The 25,232-nt window shown below is 66.0% G+C and carries 26 protein-coding genes and 1 tRNA gene; 18 read left to right on the forward strand and 9 right to left on the reverse strand.

Features of this window, described 5'->3' with window-relative positions; all coding sequences use genetic code 11:
- Positions 1-18 precede the first annotated feature (18 nt).
- The 8 genes from E0W60_RS15355 to E0W60_RS15390 form a co-directional block, all read right to left on the reverse strand.
- Positions 19-501 carry a diacylglycerol kinase gene (locus E0W60_RS15355; RefSeq protein WP_135704872.1) on the reverse strand — a complete coding sequence of 161 codons (483 nt, stop codon included), beginning with the start codon at positions 499-501 and terminating at the stop codon, positions 19-21.
- Positions 431-1,543: a glycosyltransferase family 4 protein gene (locus E0W60_RS15360; RefSeq protein WP_135704873.1), complete on the reverse strand. Its 1,113-nt coding sequence runs from the start codon at positions 1,541-1,543 to the stop codon at positions 431-433. Before E0W60_RS15360 ends, E0W60_RS15355 begins: the two co-directional genes overlap by 71 nt.
- Positions 1,544-1,611: 68 nt before the next feature.
- Complete coding sequence (locus E0W60_RS15365; protein WP_135704874.1) at positions 1,612-2,595, reverse strand: UDP-2,3-diacylglucosamine diphosphatase; 984 nt, start codon at positions 2,593-2,595, stop codon at positions 1,612-1,614.
- Positions 2,596-2,727: 132 nt separating this feature from the next.
- Positions 2,728-3,708, reverse strand: coding sequence for a lipase family alpha/beta hydrolase (locus E0W60_RS15370; protein ID WP_135704875.1), 981 nt, complete (start codon positions 3,706-3,708; stop codon positions 2,728-2,730).
- Positions 3,705-4,244 (reverse strand): RDD family protein, encoded by a 540-nt coding sequence (locus tag E0W60_RS15375; RefSeq protein ID WP_133094148.1) that lies wholly within the window; start codon positions 4,242-4,244, stop codon positions 3,705-3,707. The genes E0W60_RS15370 and E0W60_RS15375 overlap by 4 nt, the downstream gene beginning before the upstream one ends.
- 92 nt (positions 4,245-4,336) lie before the next feature.
- Positions 4,337-5,110: a DUF3106 domain-containing protein gene (locus E0W60_RS15380; protein ID WP_135704876.1), complete on the reverse strand. Its 774-nt coding sequence runs from the start codon at positions 5,108-5,110 to the stop codon at positions 4,337-4,339.
- Between the two features lies 1 nt (position 5,111).
- Entirely contained in the window at positions 5,112-5,543 is a 432-nt protein-coding gene (locus tag E0W60_RS15385; protein ID WP_135704877.1) for a DUF3619 family protein, read from the reverse strand.
- Entirely contained in the window at positions 5,540-6,109 is a 570-nt protein-coding gene (locus E0W60_RS15390; protein WP_133094151.1) for an RNA polymerase sigma factor, read from the reverse strand. Before E0W60_RS15390 ends, E0W60_RS15385 begins: the two co-directional genes overlap by 4 nt.
- Before the next feature lie 394 nt (positions 6,110-6,503).
- On the opposite strand from E0W60_RS15390, the gene E0W60_RS15395 reads away from it, so the two are divergent.
- From E0W60_RS15395 to E0W60_RS15425, 7 genes are all read left to right on the forward strand, one after another.
- Positions 6,504-8,267: an acetolactate synthase 3 catalytic subunit gene (locus E0W60_RS15395; RefSeq protein ID WP_133094152.1), complete on the forward strand. Its 1,764-nt coding sequence runs from the start codon at positions 6,504-6,506 to the stop codon at positions 8,265-8,267.
- Entirely contained in the window at positions 8,267-8,758 is a 492-nt protein-coding gene (gene ilvN, locus E0W60_RS15400; protein ID WP_116308864.1) for an acetolactate synthase small subunit, read from the forward strand. The genes E0W60_RS15395 and ilvN overlap by 1 nt, the downstream gene beginning before the upstream one ends.
- A gap of 128 nt (positions 8,759-8,886) precedes the next feature.
- Entirely contained in the window at positions 8,887-9,903 is a 1,017-nt protein-coding gene (gene ilvC, locus E0W60_RS15405; protein WP_092314074.1) for a ketol-acid reductoisomerase, read from the forward strand.
- A 265-nt stretch (positions 9,904-10,168) separates the two neighbouring features.
- Positions 10,169-10,819, forward strand: a complete 651-nt coding sequence (locus E0W60_RS15410; RefSeq protein WP_133094153.1) for a phosphatidylserine decarboxylase — start codon at positions 10,169-10,171, stop codon at positions 10,817-10,819.
- Between the two features lie 42 nt (positions 10,820-10,861).
- Positions 10,862-11,776, forward strand: coding sequence for a CDP-diacylglycerol--serine O-phosphatidyltransferase (gene pssA, locus E0W60_RS15415; RefSeq protein WP_133094154.1), 915 nt, complete (start codon positions 10,862-10,864; stop codon positions 11,774-11,776).
- A gap of 125 nt (positions 11,777-11,901) precedes the next feature.
- On the forward strand, positions 11,902-12,405 hold the full coding sequence (gene lysM, locus E0W60_RS15420) for a peptidoglycan-binding protein LysM (RefSeq protein ID WP_135704878.1): 504 nt from the start codon (positions 11,902-11,904) through the stop codon (positions 12,403-12,405).
- Between the two features lie 333 nt (positions 12,406-12,738).
- Positions 12,739-14,280: a 2-isopropylmalate synthase gene (locus E0W60_RS15425; protein ID WP_063241466.1), complete on the forward strand. Its 1,542-nt coding sequence runs from the start codon at positions 12,739-12,741 to the stop codon at positions 14,278-14,280.
- A 113-nt stretch (positions 14,281-14,393) separates the two neighbouring features.
- Here the strand turns inward: E0W60_RS15425 and E0W60_RS15430 are convergent, their stop codons facing one another.
- A complete protein-coding gene (locus E0W60_RS15430; protein WP_133094156.1) occupies positions 14,394-14,927 on the reverse strand; it encodes a hypothetical protein in 534 nt (177 codons plus the stop codon).
- 199 nt (positions 14,928-15,126) lie between these two features.
- On the opposite strand from E0W60_RS15430, the gene E0W60_RS15435 reads away from it, so the two are divergent.
- From E0W60_RS15435 to E0W60_RS15485, 11 genes are all read left to right on the forward strand, one after another.
- Positions 15,127-16,395: a branched-chain amino acid ABC transporter substrate-binding protein gene (locus E0W60_RS15435; protein ID WP_135704879.1), complete on the forward strand. Its 1,269-nt coding sequence runs from the start codon at positions 15,127-15,129 to the stop codon at positions 16,393-16,395.
- A 159-nt stretch (positions 16,396-16,554) separates the two neighbouring features.
- A complete protein-coding gene (gene rpsO, locus E0W60_RS15440; protein WP_010809136.1) occupies positions 16,555-16,824 on the forward strand; it encodes a 30S ribosomal protein S15 in 270 nt (89 codons plus the stop codon).
- Positions 16,825-17,280: 456 nt separating this feature from the next.
- A complete protein-coding gene (gene pnp, locus E0W60_RS15445; protein WP_133094158.1) occupies positions 17,281-19,455 on the forward strand; it encodes a polyribonucleotide nucleotidyltransferase in 2,175 nt (724 codons plus the stop codon).
- A gap of 155 nt (positions 19,456-19,610) precedes the next feature.
- Positions 19,611-20,615 carry an NAD(P)H-quinone oxidoreductase gene (locus E0W60_RS15450; protein ID WP_135704880.1) on the forward strand — a complete coding sequence of 335 codons (1,005 nt, stop codon included), beginning with the start codon at positions 19,611-19,613 and terminating at the stop codon, positions 20,613-20,615.
- 127 nt (positions 20,616-20,742) lie between these two features.
- Positions 20,743-21,480, forward strand: a complete 738-nt coding sequence (tpiA, locus tag E0W60_RS15455) for a triose-phosphate isomerase (RefSeq protein ID WP_133094160.1) — start codon at positions 20,743-20,745, stop codon at positions 21,478-21,480.
- Positions 21,481-21,553: 73 nt separating this feature from the next.
- Positions 21,554-21,928, forward strand: a complete 375-nt coding sequence (gene secG / locus E0W60_RS15460; protein ID WP_133094161.1) for a preprotein translocase subunit SecG — start codon at positions 21,554-21,556, stop codon at positions 21,926-21,928.
- A gap of 187 nt (positions 21,929-22,115) precedes the next feature.
- Positions 22,116-22,200 (forward strand) — tRNA-Leu (locus E0W60_RS15465).
- A 166-nt stretch (positions 22,201-22,366) separates the two neighbouring features.
- Positions 22,367-22,726, forward strand: coding sequence for an NADH-quinone oxidoreductase subunit A (locus tag E0W60_RS15470; protein WP_010809131.1), 360 nt, complete (start codon positions 22,367-22,369; stop codon positions 22,724-22,726).
- Between the two features lie 6 nt (positions 22,727-22,732).
- Positions 22,733-23,215 carry a NuoB/complex I 20 kDa subunit family protein gene (locus E0W60_RS15475; protein ID WP_011297145.1) on the forward strand — a complete coding sequence of 161 codons (483 nt, stop codon included), beginning with the start codon at positions 22,733-22,735 and terminating at the stop codon, positions 23,213-23,215.
- Between the two features lies 1 nt (position 23,216).
- Positions 23,217-23,816 (forward strand): NADH-quinone oxidoreductase subunit C, encoded by a 600-nt coding sequence (locus E0W60_RS15480; RefSeq protein ID WP_133094162.1) that lies wholly within the window; start codon positions 23,217-23,219, stop codon positions 23,814-23,816.
- Positions 23,817-23,825: 9 nt separating this feature from the next.
- On the forward strand, positions 23,826-25,079 hold the full coding sequence (locus E0W60_RS15485) for an NADH-quinone oxidoreductase subunit D (protein WP_135704881.1): 1,254 nt from the start codon (positions 23,826-23,828) through the stop codon (positions 25,077-25,079).
- Positions 25,080-25,232 lie beyond the last annotated feature (153 nt).

Consider the following 25,232-nt stretch of genomic DNA (forward strand, 5'->3'; position numbering starts at 1 on the left):
TGGTGCCTTGCCCCGGATTCAGCCCGCCAGCGCCTGCACCCATTGCACCACGTGGGGCCCGGCAATGGCCAGCCAGGTGCCGCCGCACAGCACCAGCGCCAGCAGCACCGCGGCGCTGCCGAAATCCTTGGCGCGCTTGGACAGGCTGTGGCGTTCCAGCGAGATCCGGTCGATGGCCGCCTCGACGCTGGAGTTGAGCAGTTCCACGATCAGCACCACCAGCAGCGTGCCGAGCAGCAGGATGCGTTCGACCACCCCCACGGGCAGCAGGAAGGCGCATGGCGCCAGGATCGCCACCAGCGTCAGCTCCTGGCGGAACGCGCTTTCCTCCAGCACCGCGTAGCGCAGGCCGGACAGCGAGTTGATGGCGGCGTGCCAGGCGCGTGCCAGGCCGCGGTTGCCCTTGTGGGGGTTCTGCTCGATCGTGTAGTCAGCGGTCTGGGCTGCCGGCGGCCTCTGCAGGGGCGGGTCGGACGGCAGCTCCGGATGGGGTTTCGGCATGGCTTTGCGATGCGGGTTGGGCCGCCGCGCCGCCGGGCTTTCCGGCAGCGAACGGCCGCAAGTGGGCCAGGAACTGCTCGGAGGCGGCGCGCCATGAAAACCGTTCGGCATGGGCTCGGGCCGTGGCGCGGTCGATGCGCAGCGCTTCCAGGCAGGCTTCGCGCAGGTCTTCGTGCATCACGCCCGCGGGGCTGTCGCCCAGCACGTCGATCGGGCCGGTGACCGGGTACGCCGCCACCGGCAGGCCGCTGGCCAGCGCCTCCAGCAGCACCAGCCCGAAGGTGTCGGTGCGGCTGGGGAACACGAAGACATCAGCCGAAGCATACACCCGGGCCAGTTCCGGCTGGCTCAGCACGCCCAGGTAATTGGCGCCCGGATAGCGCGCGCGCAGCGCGGACAGCGCGGGGCCGTCGCCGACCACCCACTTGGAGCCGGGCAGGTCCAGCGCCAGGAAGGCCTCGACGTTCTTCTCCACCGCGACGCGGCCCACGTACAGGAAGATCGGGTGCGCCGTGTTGAGCACGTTGGCGCGCTGCGGCGTGAAGATGTCGAGGTCGACGCCGCGCGTCCACAGCACGCCGTGGTCGATGCCGTGCTGGTGCAGGTCGTCGAGCACCACCGGCGTCGGCGCCATCACCGCCTGCGCCGGGCCATGGAACCAGCGCAGGAAGCGGTAGGTCCAGGCCAGCGGAACGCCGAAGCGCGCCTGCACGTACTCCGGGAAGCGCGTGTGGTAGGCCGTGGTGAAGGGCAGGTGCCGGCGCAGCGCGTGGCGCCGCGCGGCCAGGCCGAGCGGCCCTTCGGTGGCGATATGCAGGGCATCGGGAGCGAATGCTTCGATGCGCCGCTGCACCCGCGCCGACGGCAACAGCGACAGCCGGATCTCGGGGTAGGTCGGGCACGGCACCGTGCGGAATTCCAGCGGCGTGATCATGTCGACCGTGTGGCCCAGTGCCTCCAGCTCGCGGCGCGTGGACTTGAGCGTGCGCACCACGCCGTTGACCTGCGGTTCCCAGGCATCGGTGACGATCAGGATCTTCATGCAGCCTCCTAGGGGGCGTTGGAAGGGCAATGCGGAATCAGGGGCGCGGGAGGAATGCGGGGCCGGCATCAGCCTGCCACCGCGGCACGGCGCCGGCGGCGGGCGGCCGGTTCGGGCGGATCCATCAGCGTGGTCCAGTAGACGATCTTCAGCTCGCCCTCCATGGTCTCGACCAATGCCGACAGGCTTTCCACCCAGTCTCCGTCGTTGCAGTAGAGCTGGCCGTTGACCTCGCGGATCTCGGCCTTGTGGATGTGGCCGCAGACCACGCCATCGCAGCCGCGCCGGCGCGCTTCGTCGACCATCGCGGTCTCGAAGGCGCTGATGTAGTTGACCGCGTTCTTGACCTGGTGCTTCAGGAACTGCGACAGCGACCAGTACGGGAAGCCCAGCCGCGCGCGCAGCCGGTTGAAGTGCCGGTTCAGCGCCAGGATCATCGTGTACAGCGAGTCGCCCAGGTAGGCCAGCCAGCGCGCGTGCTGTACCACGCCGTCGAACAGGTCGCCGTGCACCACCCACAGCCGGCGCCCGGTGGCGGTGACGTGGACCGCCTCTTCGCGCACGGTGATGTCGCCGAACGCCATGCCATCGAACTGCCGCGCGGCTTCGTCGTGGTTGCCGGGCACGTAGATCACCTCGGTGCCCTTGCGCGCCTTGCGCAGCAGCTTCTGCACCACGTCGTTGTGGCTCTGCGGCCAGTACCAGCCGCGGCGCAGCTGCCAGCCGTCGATGATGTCGCCGACCAGGTAGAGCTGGTCGGATTCGTTGTGCTTGAGGAAGTCGAGCAGGTAGGTGGCCTGGCAGCCGGGCGTGCCCAGGTGGATGTCGGACAGCCAGATGGCGCGGTAGCGGTGGATCTTGTGCGCCTCGGCCGGATAGGTGTCCGGCTGCTCGCGCAGCGGCGCGAGGGCGGCGGCGTCAAGGCCCGGAGGCAGGAACGCGCTCAGCGGTGCCGCGGTATCCCAGCTGCCGCCGAAACTGCGGCGCAGCCGTTGCTTCAGTTGCGCGGCCTTCGACAGGTATCCGCGGGCGGATCGGAGTGCTTGCACCATGGCAGTCCCGGTAGCGGCGATGGCTGCATTCAGCCAGCGCGCGATGACGGCGCCGTGACGGAAACATGACTGACTTGTGAAGCGTGGGAAACCGTGGCGCAAGCAGGACAGCCGCGATGCTTCCGATGTCGGCTAGCGTCCGCGTGCCGACAGTTCCCGCAGCGCATCCAGCACCGCCCGGATCGCCGCCGGATGCCGCAGCAGCGACACATGGCCGATGCCTGACAGCGCGATATGCCCGGCACCCTCGAGCCAGCCGGTGCAGGGTGGCCCGGCGATTGAATCGTGCCAGCTGAACACCGACACCATGCGGGCGCGCAGGCGCGGGCTTTCCGCGCTGGCAAGCGCGGAAAGCCACAGGCTGCCGCAGCGCATCTGCCTGGCGTTATGACCCCCGCCAAAGCGCGCCAGCGCGCTGCCATGGTGCGGGGTGCCGAGGGTCACGATGCCGGCGCAGAGGTCCTCGTCGCCAGCCAGCCGCAGCGCCGCGCGCGCCACCAGCCCGCCCATGCTGTGGCACACCAGCAATGGCGCACGGCCGTAATCTGCGGTCACGCGCCGCATCGCGCCGAGCAGCGCGTGCGCGTAGTCGTCGATATCGCCGAAGACCGGCAGCAGGTCGATCCCTTCGCAGCGGTAGCCCGCGGCCGCCAGCGCGGGCTGCATGTCGAGCCAGATCGCCTGCCCGCAGGCGTAGCCGTGGACCAGCAGCACCGGCGGTGCGTCGCGGCCGGGCAGGGCGTCGGCGGGCGGGGCAAAGGGCGCGCGGGCGCGGAACGGCTGCAGCCAGTCGAACATGCGCAGCACGGAGCGGATCTCGTTCAGGTAGCAGCGCAGTGCTTCAGGCAAGCGCAACGGGCGGCGTGTAGCGGCGAGTTCTTGCGGCGGCGCGGGCGGGCGGTGGCCTGACGCCACCCACAGGCCGCGCCCGGTAAAGGCGAAGGCGAAGGCGATGCCGGCGGCGAAGCCGCCGAGGATCATCGCCACGCCGGCGGCGAGCGCGCCCGGCCAGGGCCATCCAGCCAGCCGCACCAGGGCGGCGCCGATGCCAAGCGCCGCGGCCGCCTGCGCGGTCACCGCCAGGCGGCGGATGCCGGCGGCGCCGAACGTCATGCCCTGGGCGTGCGCAGGTCCGCGAGCCGCGTGCCGGCGAGGCGGTCATGCAGGAACTGCCGGCGCGGGTCGAGCCAGGCCAGCAGGATCCAGACCAGCAGGCCGGCGCACAGCACGCCGACGAACGGGCCCTTGACCAGCCCCAGCCAGTGCCCGAGCGCCGCCGACGGCGGCAGCCACAGCCAGGCCAGCACGTAGCGCAGCGCCGCCTGCGGCCAGCGCGGAGGCGCGCCGGCGGCGTTCTCGACGCGGATGCGCCAGGTCTGCATGGCCAGGGTCTGGCCGTTGCGCTGCCAGAACCAGGTGAAATACAGGCCCATCACCACGAAGCTCCACAGCTGGATCGCCAGCGGGCCGTCCGCGCCGACCTGCCGCAGCAGCGGACGCAGCAGCAGGTAGCAGGCAGTGGAAGCACTCATCACGCCGAACAGCAATACGCCTTCGTACAGCATGCAGGCAATGCGGCGGCGCAGCGGCGGTGCCACGGGCGCGGGAGCTGCGGCGGGCTTGGGGTCGAGGGTGGTGGCAGCGGGCATGTCAGGCGAAGAAGGGCGGCGCAAGCGCGCGCGGGACGCGCAAGACAGCCATTATGCCAAAGGGCACGGCGGCCACCCATCGGGCGGGCCGACTACTGCCGCGCCGTGCCTTCGGAGGCCGCGGCGGCCTCGGTAGCGGCTTCCGGTACAGCCGTAGCGGTGCTGGCGGCCGCGGCGGTCGCGGCGCTGGCTGGAGTGGCCGGCAGCGCTGCGGGCGCGGATGCCGTTGCCGGCGATGCGGCCACGGCAGAAGCGGCCTGGGCTTCGCTGGCAGGCTTGCCGCCCGCGCCGGCGGACCTGGGCTCGTGCCGGACCGCGTGGCTGGTGCCGCCCGGCAGGCGCTTGGTGCTCGGCAGCGCGCTGACGGCACCAGGCCGGCTCGGCACGCGCTCCGCGGCGGCCAGCTTCTTCTTCTGCTCTTCCGGGAGTTGCTGGTACTTGTCCCAGGCCTCGGCCTTCTTCTCGGCCGGCAGCGCGCGGGTGATCTGGTAGTTCTCGCGCGCCAGCCGCCGTTGCTGGGGCGTCATCCTGATCCATTCAGCCATGCGCGCCTGCAGCCGCGCCTGTTCCTCCGGCGAGAACTTCGGGTAGCGCTCGGCAATGCGCAGCCACTTGCGGCGGTTCAGTTCGGGCAGGGTGTCCCACAGCGGCTGCAGCGGCGCCAGGATGCGCTGGTTGACCGGGCTCAGCTCGGACCATGCCGGGCGCGCGCTGGCTGCCGCGTGTGCCGGCGTGGCGCCGGAGGCGCCTTGCGCGTGCGCGGCGGCTGGCAGCAGGGACCAGCCGGCCGCGGCGCCGGATACGGCCAGCAGCAGCGCGGCCAGCCGGCGGTGCAGGGCGTCGGGGCGGGGCAGTGCGGGCGCCATGCTATTGCCCGTGTTTCAGGAAGACGTGGAAGCCCTCGTCGGCGTATGCCGTGGGCGGCAGGTCGTCGAGCAGCATGGCCGCATCGACATCGGCCAGTTCTTCGACGCGTTTCTGCTGCTGCCAGTGGTAGATGCCCATCAGGCCGGCGGCCAGCGCCACCAGCGTCCAGATCAGGCCCAGGCGGCGCAGCCAGGCACCGGCGCGGTGCAGCGGCGAGTCGTCATCGTCGAACACCGGGACATGCGGTCCCGGCATGGCGAATTGCGGCACCGGCACGGCCACTTCGGCCTTCTTGCGCGCGAGCGCAATCCGGCGCGCGGCGGCGAGCCGTTCGGCAATGTCGGCCGGCAATGCCTCGGCACTGGCATCGAGTGCCGTGCGAATCTCATGGGCGAACCGGCGTTCGCGGATATCTCTCTCGTTTATGCTCATAGTCGGACCCCCCGTGCGCGCAGGGCTTGCGCCAGAGTATGCGTGGCACGGGAACAGTGCGTCTTGACGCTGCCCTCGGAGCAGCCCATGACGGCTGCGGTTTCGGCAACGTCCATATCTTCCCAGTAACGCATCAGGAATGCCTCGCGTTGACGCGCCGGCAGGCGCTGGATCTCCTGCTCGATGATGTGCATCACCTGCGCGCGCTCGACCTTGTCGGCGCTGCTTTCCGCCGATTCGGAGCCGGCCTGCGCCTCCAGCGTTTCCAGCAGGTCGCTATCGTCGCCGCCGTCGCGGTCGTCGCGCAGGCTGGAAAACAACGTGACCCACGTGTTGCGCACCTTCTGGCGGCGGAACCAGTCGTGGATGGTGTTCTGCAGGATGCGCTGGAACAGCGGCGGCAATTCGGCGGCGCCCTTGTCGCCGTATTTCTCGGCCAGCTTGATCATCGCGTCCTGCACGATATCCAGCGCCGCCTCGTCGTCGCGCACCGCGAACACGGCCTGCTTGAAGGCGCGGCGTTCGACGCTGGCGAGAAAATCGGTCAGTTCCTGGTCGGTGGCCATTCAGGCAGAGTGCGCTTGGTGTGCAGCTTGGTGCGGCGTCGATTGCTCAGCCTTGCGAATGTGGAATGTGCTGCGTACGGCCCGTAGCATGCGCAAGGTGCTGCGATGCTAGCAAAAAAACCTGCGCATGTACCACTTTGTATTGAGGGAGAGACAATGTGCAGCGGGAAACCGGCATCTGCCCCTGCGTAAAACCCTATAAACCGGCGCAAAACAACCATAGACCGCGCTGGTGCATTGCAGTATCATCGACGGTTCACACGACATCAGTGGTTGTCTCATCCGGCCGCTTATGAGGCGGTCTTCCATGCAGACGCGCACCGCTTGAACCCGAGCCACAAGTTCGGCAGAGAGCATCCAAACAATTTTTTGCCGAAAATTGCAAAGGACTGAAATGAACATGCCCAGCGCGGAATTCTCCCACGCAGACAGCAATTCATCTGCCGCACCCGAAATGATCGGGGCGGAAATCCTCGTTCACGCACTTGCCGAAGAAGGCGTCGAGTACGTCTGGGGCTACCCCGGCGGCGCAGTGCTGTATATCTACGACGAGCTCCACAAGCAAAAGAAGTTCGAGCACATCCTGGTGCGCCACGAGCAGGCCGCGGTCCATGCCGCAGACGGCTATGCACGCGCAACCGGCAAGGTGGGTGTCGCCCTGGTGACCTCCGGTCCCGGCGTGACCAATGCCGTCACCGGCATTGCCACCGCGTACCTCGACTCGATCCCGATGGTGGTGATCACCGGCAACGTGCCGACCCACGCCATTGGCCAGGACGCCTTCCAGGAGTGCGACACCGTCGGCATCACCCGCCCGATCGTCAAGCACAACTTCCTGGTGAAGGACGTGCGCGACCTCGCCGCGACCATCAAGAAGGCGTTCTTCATTGCCTCCACCGGCCGTCCGGGCCCGGTGGTGGTGGACATCCCCAAGGATGTCTCGCGCAATGCCTGCAAGTACGAGTACCCCAAGTCGATCGACATGCGCTCGTACAACCCGGTGAACAAGGGTCACTCGGGCCAGATCCGCAAGGCGGTGGCACTGCTGCAGAACGCCGAGCGTCCGTACATCTACAGCGGCGGCGGCGTGGTGCTGGCCAATGCCAGCGATGAACTGCGCCAGCTGGCCGCGATGACCGGCCACCCGGTGACCAACACACTGATGGGCCTGGGCGCGTTCCCCGGCACCCACAAGCAGTTCGTCGGCATGCTCGGCATGCACGGCACGTATGAAGCCAACATGGCCATGCAGAACTGCGACGTGCTGATCGCCATCGGTGCCCGCTTCGACGACCGCGTGATCGGCAACCCGTCGCACTTCACCTCGCAGGCGCGCAAGATCATCCATATCGATATCGACCCGTCTTCGATCTCGAAGCGCGTCAAGGTCGATATTCCCATCGTCGGCAACGTCAAGGACGTGCTGCAGGAACTGATCGCACAACTCAAGGCCAGCGACGTCAAGCCCAAGCGCGAAGCCCTGGCCAAGTGGTGGGAGCAGATCGAGCAATGGCGCTCGGTGGACTGCCTGAAGTACGACCGCAGCTCCGAGATCATCAAGCCGCAGTACGTGGTGGAAAAGATCTGGGAACTGACCCACGGCGACGCCTTTATCTGCTCCGACGTCGGCCAGCACCAGATGTGGGCCGCGCAGTTCTACAAGTTCGACGAGCCGCGCCGCTGGATCAACTCCGGCGGCCTGGGCACGATGGGCGTGGGCCTGCCGTACGCGATGGGCATCAAGAAGGCGTTCCCGGAGAAGGAAGTCGTCACCATCACCGGTGAAGGCTCGATCCAGATGTGCATCCAGGAACTGTCGACGTGCCTGCAGTACGACACCCCGGTGAAGATCTGCTCGCTCAACAACGGCTACCTCGGCATGGTGCGCCAGTGGCAGGAGATCGAGTACGACAACCGCTACTCGCATTCCTACATGGACGCGCTGCCCGATTTCGTCAAGCTGGCCGAGGCCTACGGGCATGTCGGCATGCGCGTCGAGAAGACGTCTGACGTCGAGCCGGCGCTGCGCGAGGCGTTCCGCCTGAAGGACCGTACCGTGTTCCTGGACTTCCAGACCGATCCCACCGAAAACGTCTGGCCGATGGTCCAGGCGGGCAAGGGCATTTCCGAAATGCTGCTCGGCGCGGAGGACCTGTAATGCGACACATCATTTCGGTCCTGCTGGAGAACGAAGCCGGTGCGCTGTCGCGCGTGGTGGGCCTGTTCTCGGCCCGCGGCTACAACATCGAGACGCTGACCGTGGCGCCGACCGAGGACTCCTCGCTGTCGCGCATGACGATCGTCACGACCGGTTCGGATGACATCATCGAACAGATCACCAAGCACCTGAACCGCCTGGTGGAGGTGGTCAAGGTGGTCGACCTGACCGAAGGCGCGCACATCGAGCGCGAGCTGATGCTCGTCAAGGTGCGCGCGGTGGGCAAGGAGCGCGAGGAAATGAAGCGCACCGCCGACATCTTCCGCGGCCGCATCATCGATGTCACCGAGAAGACCTACACCATCGAGCTGACCGGCAACGGCGTCAAGCTCGATGCGTTCCTGGACGCGATCGACCGTACCGCCATCCTGGAGACCGTCCGTACCGGCGGCTCGGGCATCGGCCGCGGCGAGCGCATCCTGAAGGTCTGATCCGGCGCCGCTCGCAGCCAATCGCACAGGTTCAAGCAGTATCCCCCGGGCGGCGCGATCCGTGCGCACACAATGCGCACGAGGATGCCGCCCCCCTCATATAAAAGACAGAGATTGAAGGATTTATCATGAAAGTGTTTTACGACAAGGACGCCGACCTCTCGCTGATCAAGGGCAAGAACGTCACCATCATCGGTTATGGCTCGCAGGGCCACGCCCACGCGCTGAACCTCAAGGATTCGGGCGTCAACGTGACGGTCGGCCTGCGCAAGAGCGGCGCGTCGTGGAACAAGGCCGCCAACGCCGGCCTGCAGGTCAAGGAAGTGGCCGAGGCCGTCAAGGGCGCCGACGTGGTCATGATCCTGCTGCCGGACGAGCAGATCGCCGACGTGTACAAGAACGAAGTGCACGCCAACATCAAGGAAGGCGCCGCGCTGGCCTTCGCCCACGGCTTCAACGTGCACTACGGTGCCGTGATCCCGCGCGCCGACCTGGACGTGATCATGATCGCGCCGAAGGCCCCGGGCCACACCGTGCGCGCCACGTACACGCAAGGTGGCGGCGTGCCGCACCTGATCGCCGTGCACCAGAACAAGTCCGGCGCCGCCCGTGACATCGCCCTGTCGTACGCCACCGCCAACGGCGGCGGCCGTGCCGGCATCATCGAGACCAACTTCCGCGAAGAAACCGAAACCGACCTGTTCGGCGAGCAGGCCGTGCTGTGCGGCGGTACCGTCGAGCTGATCAAGGCTGGCTTCGAGACCCTGGTGGAAGCCGGCTACGCGCCGGAAATGGCCTACTTCGAGTGCCTGCACGAACTGAAGCTGATCGTCGACCTGATCTACGAAGGCGGCATCGCCAACATGAACTACTCCATCTCCAACAACGCGGAATATGGTGAGTACGTCACCGGCCCGCGCGTGGTGACCGAGGAGACCAAGAAGGCGATGAAGCAGTGCCTGAAGGACATCCAGACCGGCGAATACGCCAAGAGCTTCCTGCTGGAGAACAAGGCCGGCGCCCCGACCCTGATCTCGCGCCGCCGCCTGAACGCCGAGCACGAGATCGAAGTGGTGGGCGAGAAGCTGCGCGCGATGATGCCGTGGATCGCCAAGAACAAGATGGTCGACCAGTCGAAGAACTGATCTGTAGCGCTGCCTGATGGCCCGCGCCGCACGGCGGCGGGCCGAAGCCGTTCAGCGTTCCGTGCCTTGCCCTTCTATCATCGGAAGGGGACTGCCGGGACCTGAACGGCTTTTTGTTATCCTTGTCGAACTTTTCGGGCAAGGCGTGCGCCTGATGCTGCTCCGTGGCACGTAACCGACATGAGCCGGCCAGCGCCGCCCCGGCGGATATCGCCGCTGCCGCACCGCCTCGCCCTGATTTTGACTCCACCGAAACACGTACTGCATGAACTATCCTCATCCGCTGATCGCCCGTGAAGGCTGGCCGTTCCTGGCCGGCGCCTTTGTCATTTCGCTGCTGGTGCACGCCAGCGCGGGCTTCTGGTGGGCGCTGCCGCTGTGGATCATCACGGTGTTCGTGCTGCAGTTCTTCCGCGATCCGCCGCGCCCGATCCCGTCGGCGCCCAACGCGGTGCTGGCGCCGGCCGACGGCCGCATCGTCGTGGTCGAGAAGACCATGGATCCGTACGCCAATCGCGAGGCGCTGAAGATCAGCGTCTTCATGAACGTCTTCAACGTGCACTCGAACCGCGTGTCGGTCGACGGCGCGGTCGAGAAGGTCGAATATTTCCCGGGCAAGTTCGTCAACGCCGACCTCGACAAGGCCTCGGTCGAGAACGAGCGCAATGCGGTGGTCATCCGTCGCGCGACCGATGGCCAGGTGGTCACGCTGGTGCAGGTGGCCGGCCTGGTGGCGCGCCGTATCCTCTGCTACACCAAGGCCGGCGACAAGCTCGCGCGCGGCCAGCGCTATGGCTTCATCCGCTTCGGCTCGCGCGTGGACGTGTACCTGCCGCTCGACGCGCGTCCGCGCGTGACCATTGGCGAGAAGGTGTCGGCGTCGTCGACGATCCTCGCCGAACTCGACGTGAAGTGAGCGAAGGCCTGACCAGGACGACAGGAACACAGGAGGACTGCGATGGTTGCCTTCAATCGACGTAACAAACGGGGCAGCAGCGGCAACGTGACGCATCTGCGCCCGTTCCGCCATAACCAGCTGCGCGGTGCCGAGGACTATGACGACGATGCCGCGGACGACCACGACATCGCTTATGAGCGCCAGCGGCCGCGCCGCCGCGGCATTTACCTGCTGCCCAATGCGTTCACCACCGCGGCGCTGTTCGCCGGCTTCTTCGCCATCGTGCAGGCGATGAACATGCGCTTTGACGTGGCCGCCATCGCGATCTTCGCGGCCATGGTGCTCGACGGCATGGACGGGCGCGTGGCGCGCATCACCAATACGCAGAGCGCGTTCGGCGAGCAGTATGACTCGCTGTCGGACATGACCTCGTTCGGCGTCGCGCCGGCGCTGGTGATGTACGAATGGATCCTGCATGACCTCGGCAAGTGGGGCTGGATCGCGGCCTTCGTCTACTGCACCTGCGCGGCGCTGCGGCTGGCGCGTTTCAACGCCAATATCGGCGTGGTCGACAAGCGCTTCTTCCAGGGCCTGCCCAGCCCGGCTGCCGCGGCACTGGTCGCCGGCTTTGTCTGGCTGGTGATCGACAACAAGCTGCCGGTCAAGGAACTGTGGATGCCGTGGGTGGCGTTCGGCATCACGCTGTACGCTGGGCTGTCGATGGTGTCCAATGCGCCGTTCTACAGCGGCAAGGCGCTGGATGTCCGCTACCGCGTGCCGTTCGGCATGATGGTGCTGGTCCTGGTGTTGTTCGTGGTGGTGTCGACCGATCCGCCGGTGGCGCTGTTCGGGCTGTTCGTCGCCTACGCGATCTCGGGTTACGTGCTGTGGGGCTGGCGTGCCCTGCACGGGCAGCCGGGCGGGGTCCGCAAGGCGCGCGAAAGCGGCAATGGCGGAAACGGCGGCAACGGTTGATGGTTGTGGGCAGGGAAGGGCGCTAAGGCGCCCTTCGTGCTTTCCCGGTTTCACAATTGTTTTTACGCCGCGGCCGCTGGCCGTGGCACTCTGCAGTGTTTTCCACTTACCGTCAGGAGGATGTCATGGGCATGTTCGACTTCATCAAGGAAGCGGGGGAAAAGCTGTTCGGCACCGGCGAGGCCAAGGCGGCGCAGCAGGCCGCGGCGGCGGATGCGTCGGCCGAGAAGGTCGATGCCGCCAACCGTGCCGCGGGCGATGCGATCGAGGCGTACATCAGGAAGATGGGGCTCGATGCCACCGGGCTGATGGTGCAGGTGGATGGCTCGCGGGGTCTGGTGACGGTGTTCGGCGTGGCGCCGGACCAGGCCACGCGCGAGAAGATCATCCTGTGCGCCGGCAATGTCGAGGGCGTGGACAAGGTCGAGGACAAGATGTCGGTGAACGTCGAGTCGGCAGAGTCGCAATGGCATACCGTGGTCAAGGGCGACACGCTGTGGGCGATCGCGCAGGCCGCTTATGGCAACGGTGCCGAGTACAACAAGATCTTCGAGGCCAACAAGCCGATGCTGTCGCATCCGGACAAGATTTACCCCGGCCAGAAGCTGCGCATCCCGCCCAAGGGTTGAGGCGAGGCGCGCACAGATCCGCGGGCGCGTGCGGCAAAACCCTGTATTGCACGGGCGCGCCAAACCGGCTATAGTCGCTCCCATGATTTCGCGCCAAGTCCTACTCGCCCGCACCACCCTAGGTGGCCTACTAGGCCATCAGGTCGGGACGCGCGCGCGCTGAGGACAACGCTACCCTTAGCGCGGAATCCGTAAGGAACACCAACGCCCCGGCCTGCTCGTGCACGCCGGGGCGTTTTGCATTCCACAGCCGTGGAGCGCGGAACAGGCGGTAAGCCCCGGACACGGCAGGCCGGGGACGGCACACCAGAAGCTACTCAGGAGCTCCACAAAATGTCTGACAAACTCATCATTTTCGACACCACCTTGCGTGACGGCGAGCAGTCGCCCGGCGCTTCCATGACCCGCGAGGAAAAGATCCGCATCGCGCGCCAGCTGGAACGCCTGAAGGTCGATGTGATCGAGGCCGGCTTTGCGGCCAGCTCGAACGGCGACTTCGAAGCCATCCGCTCGATCGCCCAGGTGGTGAAGGATTCGACCATCTGCTCGCTGGCCCGCGCCAACGACAAGGACATCGCCCGCGCGGCCGAAGCGCTCAAGCCCGCCAACTCGTTCCGCATCCACACCTTTATCGCCACGTCCGCGCTGCACATGGAGAAGAAGCTGCGCATGACGCCGGACCAGGTGTACGAGCAGGCTCGCCTGGCAGTGCGCTTTGCGCGCCAGTTCACCGACGATATCGAGTTCTCGCCGGAAGACGGCAGCCGCTCGGACATGGACTTCCTGTGCCGCGTGCTCGAAGGCGTGATCGCCGAGGGCGCGACCACCATCAACCTGCCGGACACCGTGGGTTATGCCGTGCCGGAGGGCTACGCGGCGCTGATCCGCTCGGTGCGCGAGCGCATCCCGAATTCGGACAAGGCGATCTGGTCGGTGCACTGCCATAACGATCTTGGCATGGCAGTGGCCAACTCGCTCGCCGCGGTCAAGCTGGGCGGTGCGCGCCAGGTCGAGTGCACCATCAACGGCCTGGGCGAGCGCGCCGGCAACACCAGCCTGGAAGAGGTGGTGATGGCGGTGAAGACCCGCCGCGACTACTTCGACCTGGACGTCGGCGTGGACACCACGCAGATCGTGCCGGCCTCCAAGCTGGTATCGCAGATCACCGGTTTCGTGGTGCAGCCGAACAAGGCCGTCGTCGGCGCCAACGCCTTCGCGCACGCCTCGGGCATCCACCAGGATGGCGTGCTCAAGGCGCGCGACACCTACGAGATCATGCGCGCGGAGGACGTGGGCTGGACCGCCAACAAGATCGTGCTGGGCAAGCTGTCGGGCCGCAATGCCTTCAAGCAGCGTCTGCAGGAACTCGGCATCGAGCTCGACAGCGAGAGCGAAGTCAATGCTGCCTTCACCCGCTTCAAGGAGCTGGCCGACCAGAAGGCCGAGATCTTCGATGAAGACATCATGGCCATCGTCTCTAACGAGGCCCAGCATGACGCGAACGAGCACTTCCGCTTCATCTCGCTGTCGCAGCGTTCCGAGACCGGTGAGCGCCCGCATGCACGCGTGGTGTTCAGCATGGACGGCCAGGAGCAGAGCGGCGAAGGCGAGGGCAACGGCCCGGTCGACGCCACGCTGCATGCGATCGAGTCGCGCGTGGCCAGCGGTGCCGAGATGGTGCTGTATTCGGTGAATGCGATCACCGGCGGCACCGAGGCCCAGGGCGAAGTGACCGTGCGCCTGTCCAAGGCCGGCCGCATCGTCAACGGCGTGGGGACCGACCCGGATATCGTCGCCGCCTCGGCCAAGGCCTACCTGGCCGCGTTGAACAAGCTGCACGACAAGGCCGTGCAGAAGATCAATCCGCAGATCTGACCAAGGCTTCTGCGTAAGACGGCGGACGGCTTACCCGGCCTGAGCGTACGGACCAAGCCCGCCATTCCCGACCCGGGGATGGCGGGCTTTTTCATGTGCGCCTGCCATCGCCCCTACCATCGGCGGAATCTTTCATCGGGGTCGTAGAGCGGGTCGGGCGTGATCTGGGTCCGGCGCAGGACGCCGGCATCGTCGAAATAGAAGTGGAACAGCGATGGCCATACGTCTTCATGGCGGAAGCGGTAGGACCAGACTTCATTGCGCATCCGCGGAAAATATTCGACCGGCAGGCGCGTCACGCCGAAATGCTCCGCCACATCCTCCCGGGTCCAGGTGCCGACCTGCGCCTTGTACAGCTCCGGCGTCGACAGCATATTGCGGAAGCTGGTGAGGTTGCCGTTGCGGTCGAACTCGGCGCCATAGGCGTACTGGCCCAGCGGCTGCTTGGAGTAGATCCAGCGCGAGGTCCCGTCGGGCAGGTTGTAGATATCGGTGGGCGGCCCGAACATGGCCTGGACCGCCGCCTTGGGCTGGCCGACAAGCTTGGTGCCTTCCTGGACCGGCATCAGCGTGGAGCAGGCGCAGAGCAGGGCGGCAGCAAGCGCCAGTAAGAACCGGCGGGCGCCGCCGGCGATTGCAGGGTTCATGACGGCCTCGGTCAATGCCTGGGTGATATCGAAAGTGTAGTTCTCCGCCTGCCTTGTGTGGTCCTGGCGCTGCTTTCCTCCGCTACTTCGCCGAATACGACGGCATTCGACGCGAATCGCGGCAGATGCAGTGGAGGCGGCCGTGATTTGCGCACTACCGGCGTGCTGCCGTACCATCCACCGCTTTCCGGGAGAGACTATGCAGGGTGTGGCGCGGTTGCGAGGTTGGCTGGGTGGCTTGTTGTTGGCAGTGGCGGCGGTTGTGCCGGCAGGCGCGTCCGCGCAGGAGCCGATCCGGCTGGGGATGATCGACGGCCTTTCCGGCCCGTTCGCCAACGCGGGCGAGGCGGTGGCGCGCAACCTGCGCCTGGCGATCGAGCGCGTCAATGCCCGCGGCGGCGTCAAGACCGCCGAGGGCGCGCGGCTCTTCGAGCTGGTGACATTCGACAGCAAGGGCAATGTCGACGAAAGCCTGATCCAGTTGCGCGCGCTGACCGACCGGCGCATTCCCTTCGTCCTGCAGGGCAACAGCTCGGCCGTGGCGGGCGCACTGGTTTCTGCCATCAACCGCCACAATGCGCGCCAGCCCGATGCGCGCGTGCTGTTCCTGAACTATTCGGCGGTCGATCCCAGCCTGACCAACGAGAACTGCAGCTTCTGGCATTTCCGTTTCGACGCCAGCGCCGACATGCGCATGCAGGCGCTGACCGAGGTGATCCGGCAGGACCAGTCCGTGCGCAAGGTCTACCTGATCGACCAGGACTACAGCTTCGGCCACCAGGTGGCGCGTTCGGCGCGCGAGATGCTGGCCGCGCGCCGACCGGACATCCAGATCGTCGGCGACGAATTCCATCCGATCGGCAAGATCAAGGATTTTGCCCCCTATATCGCCAAGATCAAGGCAAGCGGCGCGGACGCGGTCATCACCGGCAACTGGGGCAATGACCTGACCCTGATGGTCAAGGCCGCGCGCGAGGGCGGGCTGCAGGCCAAGTTCTACACCTTCTACGGCAACGGCCTGGGGGCGCCCGCGGCAATGGGCGATGCCGGCGTCGGCCGCGTGCTGGCCGTGGCCGAATGGCACCCGAACGTGGGTGGCGCTGCCTCGGATGCGTTTTACCAGCAGTTCCGCGCGCGTTACCCCGAGCCGAAGGACGATTACGTGCATCTGCGCATGCAGATGATGGTGGAAATGCTGGCGCGCGCCATCGAGAAAGCGGGCACCACCGATGCGGTCAAGGTGGCGCGGGCGCTGGAGAACATGCGCTACGTCAACGATTTCCATGAGGCCACCGTCCGCGCGGAGGACCACCAGGTACTGCAGCCGCTCTATGTGTCCGTGATGGACAAGCAGGGCGGTGCGGTGCGTTTCGATAACGAGGGCTCGGGCTACGGCTTCCGCACCGTGCGCAAGCTGAAGGCGGCGCAGACCACGCTGCCGACCACGTGCCGGATGGAGCGCCCTTGAGCCCCGGCAGGCTCCGCGGTTGCGATTCTCCTCGCGCGCATTTTCGGCTATAATGCGCGGCTGTCGTCGACTGGCCCCTGGCCGGATGGCGGCAAATCCGTGACACGACGCATGCGGCGCATCCCGCGCTGTGGCGGTCGCAAGTGAAAGGAAATCATCATGGCAGTCGCCGATATCAACAAGTCCGAAGTCATCAAGCAGTTCGCCCGTGGCGCCAACGACACCGGCAGCCCCGAAGTGCAAGTGGCCCTGCTGACCACCCGCATCAACGAACTGACCCCGCACTTCAAGGCCAACATGAAGGATCACCACAGCCGCCGCGGCCTGCTGCGCATGGTGAGCCGCCGCCGCCGCCTGCTGGACTACCTCAAGTCCAACGACGCCGACCGCTACCGCGCCCTGATCGAAAAGCTGGGCCTGCGCAAGTAAGCTTGCGCAAGAGGTTGCGTACGATGGCAGCGCGATTCCTGGGTTTGCACGGTTTCGCGTGAGGCCTGGATGCCTGCTTCAGCATTGCTGGGGCAGGCATTTTGCTTTTCTGGCCGGGCGATTCCGCGCCGGCCGGGAATGCTGCAGGTGGTTGGAGTGATTTTCGCTTCACTGCTTCCGGCGAGGATTTCGATTCGCCGGACCCCGTTGCGGCAAGGCGCGCAACGGAGTAAGTTGTTCTTTTTTCTGGTTTTAGTATCCGGACCGGCCAAGGAAACGGGGCTTTGTGTCATTCCAGCGCGGCATCGGCAACAGTGCCGCGCTGGAATGGCATAGCACTTCCCTGCGACTGCAGCTGTCTCCGGCAGTTAGCCTGCGGCTGAGAACGCAGGCGTGGCACGCTGCGCAACGATCGCAAGCAGTGATCGCGGCGTGCACGCAAGACAAGGAATGCACATGTCCATGTTCAACAAGGTCGTCAAGGAATTCCAGTGGGGCCAGCACAAGGTCCGCATGGAAACCGGCGAAATCGCCCGCCAGGCCGGCGGTGCCGTGCTGGTCGATGTGGAAGACACCGTGGTGCTGGCGACCGTGGTCGCCGCCAAGAACCCGAAGCCGGGCCAGGATTTCTTCCCGCTGACCGTCGACTACATCGAGAAGACCTACGCGGCCGGCAAGATCCCCGGCGGCTTCTTCAAGCGTGAAGGCCGTCCGTCGGAAAACGAGACCCTGACCTCGCGCCTGATCGATCGTCCGCTGCGTCCGCTGTTCCCGGAAGGCTTCTACAACGAAGTGCAGGTGGTGGTGCACGTGGTGTCGCTGAACCCGGAAGTGCCGGCCGACATCCCCGCGCTGATCGGCGCGTCGGCCGCGCTGGCCGTGTCGGGCATCCCGTTCAGCGGCCCGGTGGGCGCCGCGCGCGTGGGCTACAAGGACGGCCAGTACCTGCTGAACCCGACCCGCTCGCAGATCGCCACCTCGGACCTGGACCTGGTGGTCGCCGGCACCGAGCGCGCCGTGCTGATGGTCGAATCGGAAGCCAACCAGCTTTCGGAAGACGTGATGCTGGGCGCCGTGGTCTATGGCCACGAGCAGATGCAGACCGCCATCAACGCCATCCATGAACTGGTGCGCGAAGGCGGCAAGCCCGAGTGGGACTGGACCGCGGCCGCCAAGAACGAGCCGCTGATCGCCAAGGTCACCGAAGTCGCGCTGCCGCTGCTGCAGGAGGCCTACCAGCTGCGCCAGAAGTCGGCCCGCAGCCAGAAGCTGAAGGAAGTGACGGCCAACGTGGCCGCCGCACTGGCCGAAGCCGGCGTGGAAGCCGACAAGGTGGAAGTCGGCAACATCATGTTCGACCTGGAAGCCAAGATCGTCCGCGGCCAGATCCTGAACGGCGAGCCGCGCATCGACGGCCGCGACACCCGCACCGTGCGCCCGATCGAGATCCGTTCGTCGGTGCTGCCGCGCGCGCACGGCTCGGCGCTGTTTACCCGCGGCGAGACGCAGGCGCTGGTGGTGGCCACGCTGGGCACCAAGAGCGACGAGCAGATCATCGACGCGCTGGCCGGCGAATACCGCGACCGCTTCATGCTCCACTACAACATGCCCCCGTTCGCCACCGGTGAAACCGGCCGCGTGGGCAGCCCGAAGCGCCGCGAAATCGGCCATGGCCGCCTGGCCAAGCGCGCACTGATCCCGGTGCTGCCGAAGGACGATGAGTTCGCGTACACCATCCGCCTGGTTTCGGAAATCACCGAATCCAACGGTTCGTCGTCGATGGCTTCGGTCTGCGGCGGCTGCCTGGCGCTGATGGATGCCGGCGTTCCGGTCAAGGCGCACGTGGCCGGCGTGGCCATGGGCCTGATCCTGGAAGGCAACAAGTTCGCCGTGCTGACCGATATCCTGGGCGATGAAGATCACCTGGGCGACATGGACTTCAAGGTGGCGGGTACCGACAACGGCATCACCGCGCTGCAGATGGACATCAAGGTCCAGGGCATCACCAAGGAGATCATGCAGGTCGCGCTGGCGCAGGCCAAGGAAGGCCGCCTGCACATCCTGTCGAACATGCAGCAAGCCATGGGCCACGCCCGCACCGAGCTGTCGGAGCACGCACCGCGCATGATCACCATGAAGATCCATCCGGACAAGATCCGCGAAGTGATCGGCAAGGGCGGCTCGACCATCCAGGCGCTGACCAAGGAAACCGGCACCACCATCGACATCCAGGAAGACGGCACCATCACCATCGCCTCGACCTCGACCGAAGGCATGGCCGAAGCCAAGCGCCGCATCGAGGGCATCACCGCGGAAGCCGAAGTGGGCAAGATCTACAACGGCACCGTGCTGAAGCTGCTGGACTTCGGCGCCATCGTCAACATCCTGCCGGGCAAGGATGGCCTGCTGCACATCTCGGAAATCGTCAACGAGCGTGTGAAGGACATCAAGGACTGGCTGAAGGAAGGCCAGCAGGTCCGCGTCAAGCTGATCCAGGCCGACGAGAAGGGCCGCCTGCGCCTGTCGCTGAAGGCCGCGCTGGCCGAAGAGGGCGGCAGCATCAGCCCGATCAACGCTGGCGAAGGCGCTGCCCCGGCAGCACCGGCCGGCGGCTCGGAGCAGCAGCAGTAAGCGGGGCAGTAATGTCCCACAGGTGCCGCCGCAAGGCGGTGCCGCGGAAAAACGGCCGGGCGATGCCCGGCCGTTTTTTTGTTTACACTGCGGCAACCCATCGAGCCCCCATCGAGCCAACGCTCACACCGAGCAAAGACAAGGAGCAAAGAAGCATGCAAGCCATCGAGATCCGCGAATACGGCGCCCCCGAAGTCCTCCAGCTGACCGAGCGGCCCGATCCGGTGCCCGCCCCGGGCGAGGTGCTGATCCGCGTGGCCGCCGCCGGCGTGAACCGCCCGGACGTATTCCAGCGCACCGGCAACTATCCGGTGCCGCCGGGCGCGTCGGACCTGCCTGGCCTGGAAGTGGCGGGCGTGGTGGTCGGTGGCGACCTGTCGCATGCCGACAACCGCTTCGGCCTCAAGGTGGGTGACCGCGTCTGCGCGCTGGTGCAGGGCGGCGGCTACGCGCAGTTGTGCACCGCGCCGCTGGCGCAGGTATTGCCGGCGCCCGATGGCCTGAGCGATATCGAAGCCGCCGCGCTGCCGGAGACCTTCTTTACGGTGTGGAGCAATGTGTTCGACCGCGGTTACCTGGGCCACGGCCCGCGTGGCAAGGATGAAACGCTGCTGATCCAGGGCGGCTCCAGCGGCATCGGCACCACCGCGATCCAGATCGCCAAGGCGCTGGGCTTCAAGGTATTCGTCACCGCCGGCACCGATGAAAAATGCAAGGCCTGCGAGGACCTGGGCGCCGATCGCGCGATCAACTACAAGACCCAGGATTTCGTTGCCGAGGTGGCCGCGCTGACCGGCGGCAAGGGCGTCGACGTGATCCTCGACATGGTCGCCGGCCCGTACCTGGCGCGCGAGCTCAAGTGCATCGCCGACGATGGCCGCATCGTCATCATTGCGCTGCTGGGCGGCGCCAAGGCCGAGATCCCGCTCGGCGATATCCTGCGCCGCCGCATCACCGTGACCGGCTCGACGCTGCGTCCGCGGCCGGCCTCGTTCAAGGGCAAGATCGCCGCGGCGCTGCACGAGCAGGTGTGGCCGCTGCTGGCCGGCGGCAAGATCAAGCCGGTGATCCACCAGGTCTTTCCGGCCGCGCAGGCCGCCGACGCGCACCGCCTGATGGAGTCGAGCGAGCATATCGGCAAGATCGTGCTGACCTGGTGATGCCGTGCGCCGCCTGACGGCGCCGAAGTCACGCAACAAAATGCCGCCGCCCGCCGTTGTCGGGCGGCGGTAGCCCCCGCCCCTGCCACACGCTACAATAGCGGGTTTGATTTTGGAGGGGCACCTCGTGAGACAAAAGCTCGTCATCGGCAATTGGAAGATGCATGGCAGCCTGGCTGCGAACGCGGCGCTGCTGGAGGGGATCAAGGGCGGCGTGGCGCGTGCGTCGCTGGCGGTGTGCGCACCGTTCCCCTATCTTGCACAATGCCAGGCGCTGCTGAACGGCTCGCAAGTGTCCTGGGGTGCACAGGATGTCTCGGCCGAAGCGCGTGGCGCTTTCACCGGTGAGGTTGCTGCCTCGATGTTGGGTGAGTTCGGCTGCACTTATGCCCTGGTCGGCCACTCGGAGCGCCGCACCTACCATGGCGAAACCGACCAGGTTGTGGCTGCCAAGGCGCTGCGCGCGCTGGAATTCGGTATCGTCCCCGTGGTCTGTGTCGGCGAAACGCTGGCCGAGCGCGAGGCCGATCAGACCGAGGCCGTCGTCGGCCGCCAGCTGCAGGCAGTGCTGGACGCGCTGTCGGCGGAGCAGCTGAGCCGCGTGGTGCTGGCCTACGAGCCGGTCTGGGCGATCGGTACCGGCAAGACCGCGACCAGCGCGCAGGCGCAGGCCGTGCACGCTTTCCTGCGCGCCAAGGTTGCGGCGCGCGACGCCGGCGTGGCGCAGCGCATGGCCATCCTGTACGGCGGCAGCGTCAAGCCCGACAATGCGGCCGAACTGTTTTCCATGGCCGATATCGACGGGGGGCTGATTGGCGGCGCCTCGCTGAAGTCGGAAGATTTTCTCGCGATCGGCAACGCCTGAATGCCGGCCGTTCCGATCGTTCGGTTCGTTTCGATCAGGAAGTAACCAGGCAAGTAACGCTTATTTAAATCAAATGGCAATCTTCAAGACTTTGTTGGTGGTGTTGCAGGTGCTGTCGGCCCTGGGCGTGATTGGCCTGGTGCTGATCCAGCATGGCAAGGGCGCCGATGTGGGCGCGGCATTCGGCTCGGGCGCCTCGGGCAGCCTGTTCGGTGCCACCGGCTCGGCAAACTTCCTGTCGCGCACCACCGCCGTGCTGGCCACGCTGTTCTTCGTGTGCACGCTGGCGCTGACGCTGCTGGGCAACTACAAGCCCGCTGCGTCGCTGGGCGTGATGGGTGCCGCCCCGGCCTCGGCACCGGCCACGGCAGGCGCATCGGCCCCGGCCGCTGCCCCGGCCGCCGCTGCTGACGCTTCGGCGCCCGCAGGTCCCGCTGTACCGAAATAATCCGATTGCCTTGCGGCGGATTCCTGAGTTTTTTTGCAGTTGTGCGTTGAACAAAGCAAGAAATTTAGGTTAGAATGCAAGGCTTGAAACGATTCCCCAGCGATGGGGCTTAAGCGAAGGCAAACGCCCCAGCGAGAGTCCTGAAGGGCCTGAAAACCCGGCGCCAGGCAATATTGTTTCTCCCCCAGCCGACGTGGTGAAATTGGTAGACACGCTATCTTGAGGGGGTAGTGGCGAAAGCTGTGCGAGTTCGAGTCTCGCCGTCGGCACCAAACAACTTGATCGGAGTCCCTGGCCGGGCAATGCACCCGAGCGTGGGACTCCGGCAGTCCGCAAGGCGGCGCGCCATGATTCTCGTGGCTTAGCGCCTGGGGTGGGCAACAGGACGCCGCTTCAGCTGGTGCTGTTGACAACATTCCAGATAAGGCTGGCCGTACCTTGAATCTCGAAGCCTACTTCCCCGTTCTCATCTTCATCATCTTCGGTGTCGTGCTCGGCGTGGCACTGATGTCGATTGGTCGGATCCTCGGTCCGAACAAGCCCGATCCCGCGAAGCTGTCGCCGTACGAGTGCGGCTTCGAAGCATTCGAGGATGCGCGCATGAAGTTCGACGTGCGCTACTACCTCATCGCCATCCTTTTTATCCTGTTCGATCTCGAAACCGCCTTCCTGTTTCCCTGGGGTGTTGCCCTGAGGGATATCGGCTGGCCGGGTTTCATCGCCATGGGCGTGTTTCTGCTGGAATTCATCGTGGGCTTCGTCTACATCTGGAAAAAGGGCGCGCTCGATTGGGAGTGATGTGAAATGGCAATCGAAGGCGTTCTCAACGAAGGCTTTGTCACGACTACCGCTGACAAGCTGATCAATTGGACCCGCACCGGGTCGCTGTGGCCGATGACCTTCGGTCTGGCCTGCTGTGCCGTGGAAATGATGCATGCCGGCGCGGCGCGCTATGACCTGGACCGCTTCGGCGTGGTGTTCCGCCCGTCGCCGCGCCAGTCGGACGTGATGATCGTGGCCGGCACGCTGTGCAACAAGATGGCCCCCGCGCTGCGCAAGGTCTACGACCAGATGGCGGAACCGCGCTGGGTGATCTCGATGGGCTCGTGCGCCAACGGCGGCGGCTACTACCACTATTCGTACTCGGTGGTGCGTGGCTGCGACCGGATCGTGCCGGTGGATATCTACGTGCCGGGCTGCCCGCCGACGGCCGAGGCGCTGATCTACGGCGTGATCCAGCTGCAGAACAAGATCAAGCGTACCAACACCATCGCGCGCAAGGGCTGAAATGGCGAAGCTCGACATCCTGAAGGCCGCGCTCGAGAAGGCTCTCGGCAAGCGCGTGCAGAAACTGATCGAGGCGACCGGCGAACTGACGCTGATCGTCAAGGCCGACGACTACCTGGAAGCCGCCCGCATCCTGCGCGACGATCCCTCGCTGCGCTTCGAGCAGCTGATCGACCTGTGCGGCGTGGATTATTCCGACTTCGGCGACGGCGCCTGGGACGGCCCGCGCTTTGCCGCCGTCTCGCACCTGCTGTCGATTACCCACAACTGGCGCCTGCGCCTGCGCGTGTTCGCCCCGGATGACGATTTCCCGGTGGTGGCCAGCCTGATCGACGTGTGGAACTCGGTGAACTGGTTCGAGCGCGAAGCCTTCGATTTCTACGGCATCGTGTTCGACGGCCACCCGGACCTGCGCCGCATCCTGACCGACTACGGTTTCGTCGGCCACCCGTTCCGCAAGGATTTCCCGGTCTCCGGCTTTGTCGAAATGCGCTACGACCCCGAACAGAAGCGGGTCATCTACCAGCCGGTCACGATCGAGCCGCGCGAAATCACGCCGCGCGTGATCCGCGAGGACAAGTACGGCGGTTTGGAGCACTGAGAACGCGCCATGGCAGACATCAAGAATTACACCCTGAACTTCGGCCCGCAGCACCCGGCCGCACACGGCGTGCTGCGCCTGGTGCTGGAGCTGGACGGCGAAGTCATCCAGCGCGCCGACCCGCACATCGGCCTGCTGCACCGTGCCACCGAGAAGCTGGCCGAACAGAAGTCCTGGATCCAGAGCGTGCCCTACATGGACCGTCTCGACTACGTGTCGATGATGTCCAACGAGCATGCCTACGTGATGGCGATCGAGCGCCTGCTGGGCCTGGAAGTACCGGTCCGCGCGCAGTACATCCGCGTGATGTTCGACGAGATCACCCGCATCATGAACCACCTGATGTGGATCGGTGCGCACGCTCTCGACGTTGGCGCGATGGCGGTGTTCCTGTACGCCTTCCGCGAGCGCGAAGACCTGTTCGACATGTACGAGGCGGTGTCGGGCGCGCGCATGCACGCGGCCTACTATCGTCCGGGCGGCGTCTACCGCGACCTGCCTGACACGATGCCGCAATATCGTGCCTCGAAGATCCACAATGAGCGCGCCATCAAGGCGATGAACGAAGCGCGTTCGGGCTCGCTGCTGGACTTCATCGAGGACTTCACCAACCGCTTCCCGAAGTACGTCGACGAGTACGAGACGCTGCTGACCGACAACCGGATCTGGAAGCAGCGCCTGGTCAACATCGGCGTGGTCAGCCCGGAACGTGCGATGCAGATGGGCTTTACCGGCCCGATGCTGCGCGGCTCGGGCATCGAGTGGGACCTGCGCAAGAAGCAGCCGTACGAGGTCTACGACAAGATGGACTTCGACGTGCCGGTGGGCGTGGGCGGCGACTGCTACGCGCGCTACCTGGTGCGCGTGGAAGAGATGCGCCAGTCCAACCGCATCATCAGGCAGTGCATCGAATGGCTGCGCCGCAACCCGGGCCCGGTGATCACCGATAACCACAAGGTGGCGCCGCCCTCGCGCGTGGACATGAAGTCCAACATGGAAGAACTGATCCACCACTTCAAGCTGTTCACTGAAGGCATCCACGTGCCCGAAGGCGAAGCGTATGCAGCGGTGGAGCACCCGAAGGGCGAGTTCGGCATCTACGCGATCTCGGACGGCGCGAACAAGCCGTACCGCCTGAAGATCCGTGCGCCTGGCTTCCCGCACCTGGCCGCGCTGGACGAAATGGCCAAGGGACACATGATTGCTGACGCGGTAACGATCATCGGCACGCAAGACATCGTCTTCGGCGAGATCGACCGCTAATCACGGACCGCCGGCCCGGACGACGATCCGGGCGCTTTCCGAGGTGCTCCGCCGAGCGGAGCGGCCCGGAAGACCCGCGGCGGACCGGCAAGGCCTAAGGCCCGCCGGCGGAACGGCAGCGACGGCTGCAAACCTGCGGATGGACGCCCAGTG

It is taken from the genome of Cupriavidus oxalaticus (assembly GCF_004768545.1).
Taxonomy (GTDB): domain Bacteria; phylum Pseudomonadota; class Gammaproteobacteria; order Burkholderiales; family Burkholderiaceae; genus Cupriavidus; species Cupriavidus oxalaticus_A.

Bases quoted from the DNA above. Each gene is read 5' to 3' on its own strand.
- pssA (WP_133094154.1), top strand. From the start codon at position 10,862: ATGGTTGCCTTCAATCGACGTAACAAACGGGGCAGCAGCGGCAACGTG.
- E0W60_RS15375 (WP_133094148.1), bottom strand. From the start codon at position 4,244: ATGCCCGCTGCCACCACCCTCGACCCCAAGCCCGCCGCAGCTCCCGCG.
- E0W60_RS15395 (WP_133094152.1), top strand. From the start codon at position 6,504: ATGAACATGCCCAGCGCGGAATTCTCCCACGCAGACAGCAATTCATCT.
- rpsO (WP_010809136.1), top strand. From the start codon at position 16,555: ATGGCAGTCGCCGATATCAACAAGTCCGAAGTCATCAAGCAGTTCGCC.
- E0W60_RS15485 (WP_135704881.1), top strand. From the start codon at position 23,826: ATGGCAGACATCAAGAATTACACCCTGAACTTCGGCCCGCAGCACCCG.
- E0W60_RS15380 (WP_135704876.1), bottom strand. From the start codon at position 5,110: ATGGCGCCCGCACTGCCCCGCCCCGACGCCCTGCACCGCCGGCTGGCC.
- E0W60_RS15385 (WP_135704877.1), bottom strand. From the start codon at position 5,543: ATGAGCATAAACGAGAGAGATATCCGCGAACGCCGGTTCGCCCATGAG.
- E0W60_RS15360 (WP_135704873.1), bottom strand. From the start codon at position 1,543: ATGAAGATCCTGATCGTCACCGATGCCTGGGAACCGCAGGTCAACGGC.
- E0W60_RS15370 (WP_135704875.1), bottom strand. From the start codon at position 3,708: ATGACGTTCGGCGCCGCCGGCATCCGCCGCCTGGCGGTGACCGCGCAG.
- E0W60_RS15355 (WP_135704872.1), bottom strand. From the start codon at position 501: ATGCCGAAACCCCATCCGGAGCTGCCGTCCGACCCGCCCCTGCAGAGG.
- E0W60_RS15430 (WP_133094156.1), bottom strand. From the start codon at position 14,927: ATGAACCCTGCAATCGCCGGCGGCGCCCGCCGGTTCTTACTGGCGCTT.
- E0W60_RS15390 (WP_133094151.1), bottom strand. From the start codon at position 6,109: ATGGCCACCGACCAGGAACTGACCGATTTTCTCGCCAGCGTCGAACGC.
- E0W60_RS15475 (WP_011297145.1), top strand. From the start codon at position 22,733: ATGGCAATCGAAGGCGTTCTCAACGAAGGCTTTGTCACGACTACCGCT.
- E0W60_RS15450 (WP_135704880.1), top strand. From the start codon at position 19,611: ATGCAAGCCATCGAGATCCGCGAATACGGCGCCCCCGAAGTCCTCCAG.
- pnp (WP_133094158.1), top strand. From the start codon at position 17,281: ATGTCCATGTTCAACAAGGTCGTCAAGGAATTCCAGTGGGGCCAGCAC.
- E0W60_RS15410 (WP_133094153.1), top strand. From the start codon at position 10,169: ATGAACTATCCTCATCCGCTGATCGCCCGTGAAGGCTGGCCGTTCCTG.
- E0W60_RS15480 (WP_133094162.1), top strand. From the start codon at position 23,217: ATGGCGAAGCTCGACATCCTGAAGGCCGCGCTCGAGAAGGCTCTCGGC.
- E0W60_RS15425 (WP_063241466.1), top strand. From the start codon at position 12,739: ATGTCTGACAAACTCATCATTTTCGACACCACCTTGCGTGACGGCGAG.
- lysM (WP_135704878.1), top strand. From the start codon at position 11,902: ATGGGCATGTTCGACTTCATCAAGGAAGCGGGGGAAAAGCTGTTCGGC.
- E0W60_RS15435 (WP_135704879.1), top strand. From the start codon at position 15,127: ATGCAGGGTGTGGCGCGGTTGCGAGGTTGGCTGGGTGGCTTGTTGTTG.
- secG (WP_133094161.1), top strand. From the start codon at position 21,554: ATGGCAATCTTCAAGACTTTGTTGGTGGTGTTGCAGGTGCTGTCGGCC.
- E0W60_RS15365 (WP_135704874.1), bottom strand. From the start codon at position 2,595: ATGGTGCAAGCACTCCGATCCGCCCGCGGATACCTGTCGAAGGCCGCG.
- ilvN (WP_116308864.1), top strand. From the start codon at position 8,267: ATGCGACACATCATTTCGGTCCTGCTGGAGAACGAAGCCGGTGCGCTG.
- ilvC (WP_092314074.1), top strand. From the start codon at position 8,887: ATGAAAGTGTTTTACGACAAGGACGCCGACCTCTCGCTGATCAAGGGC.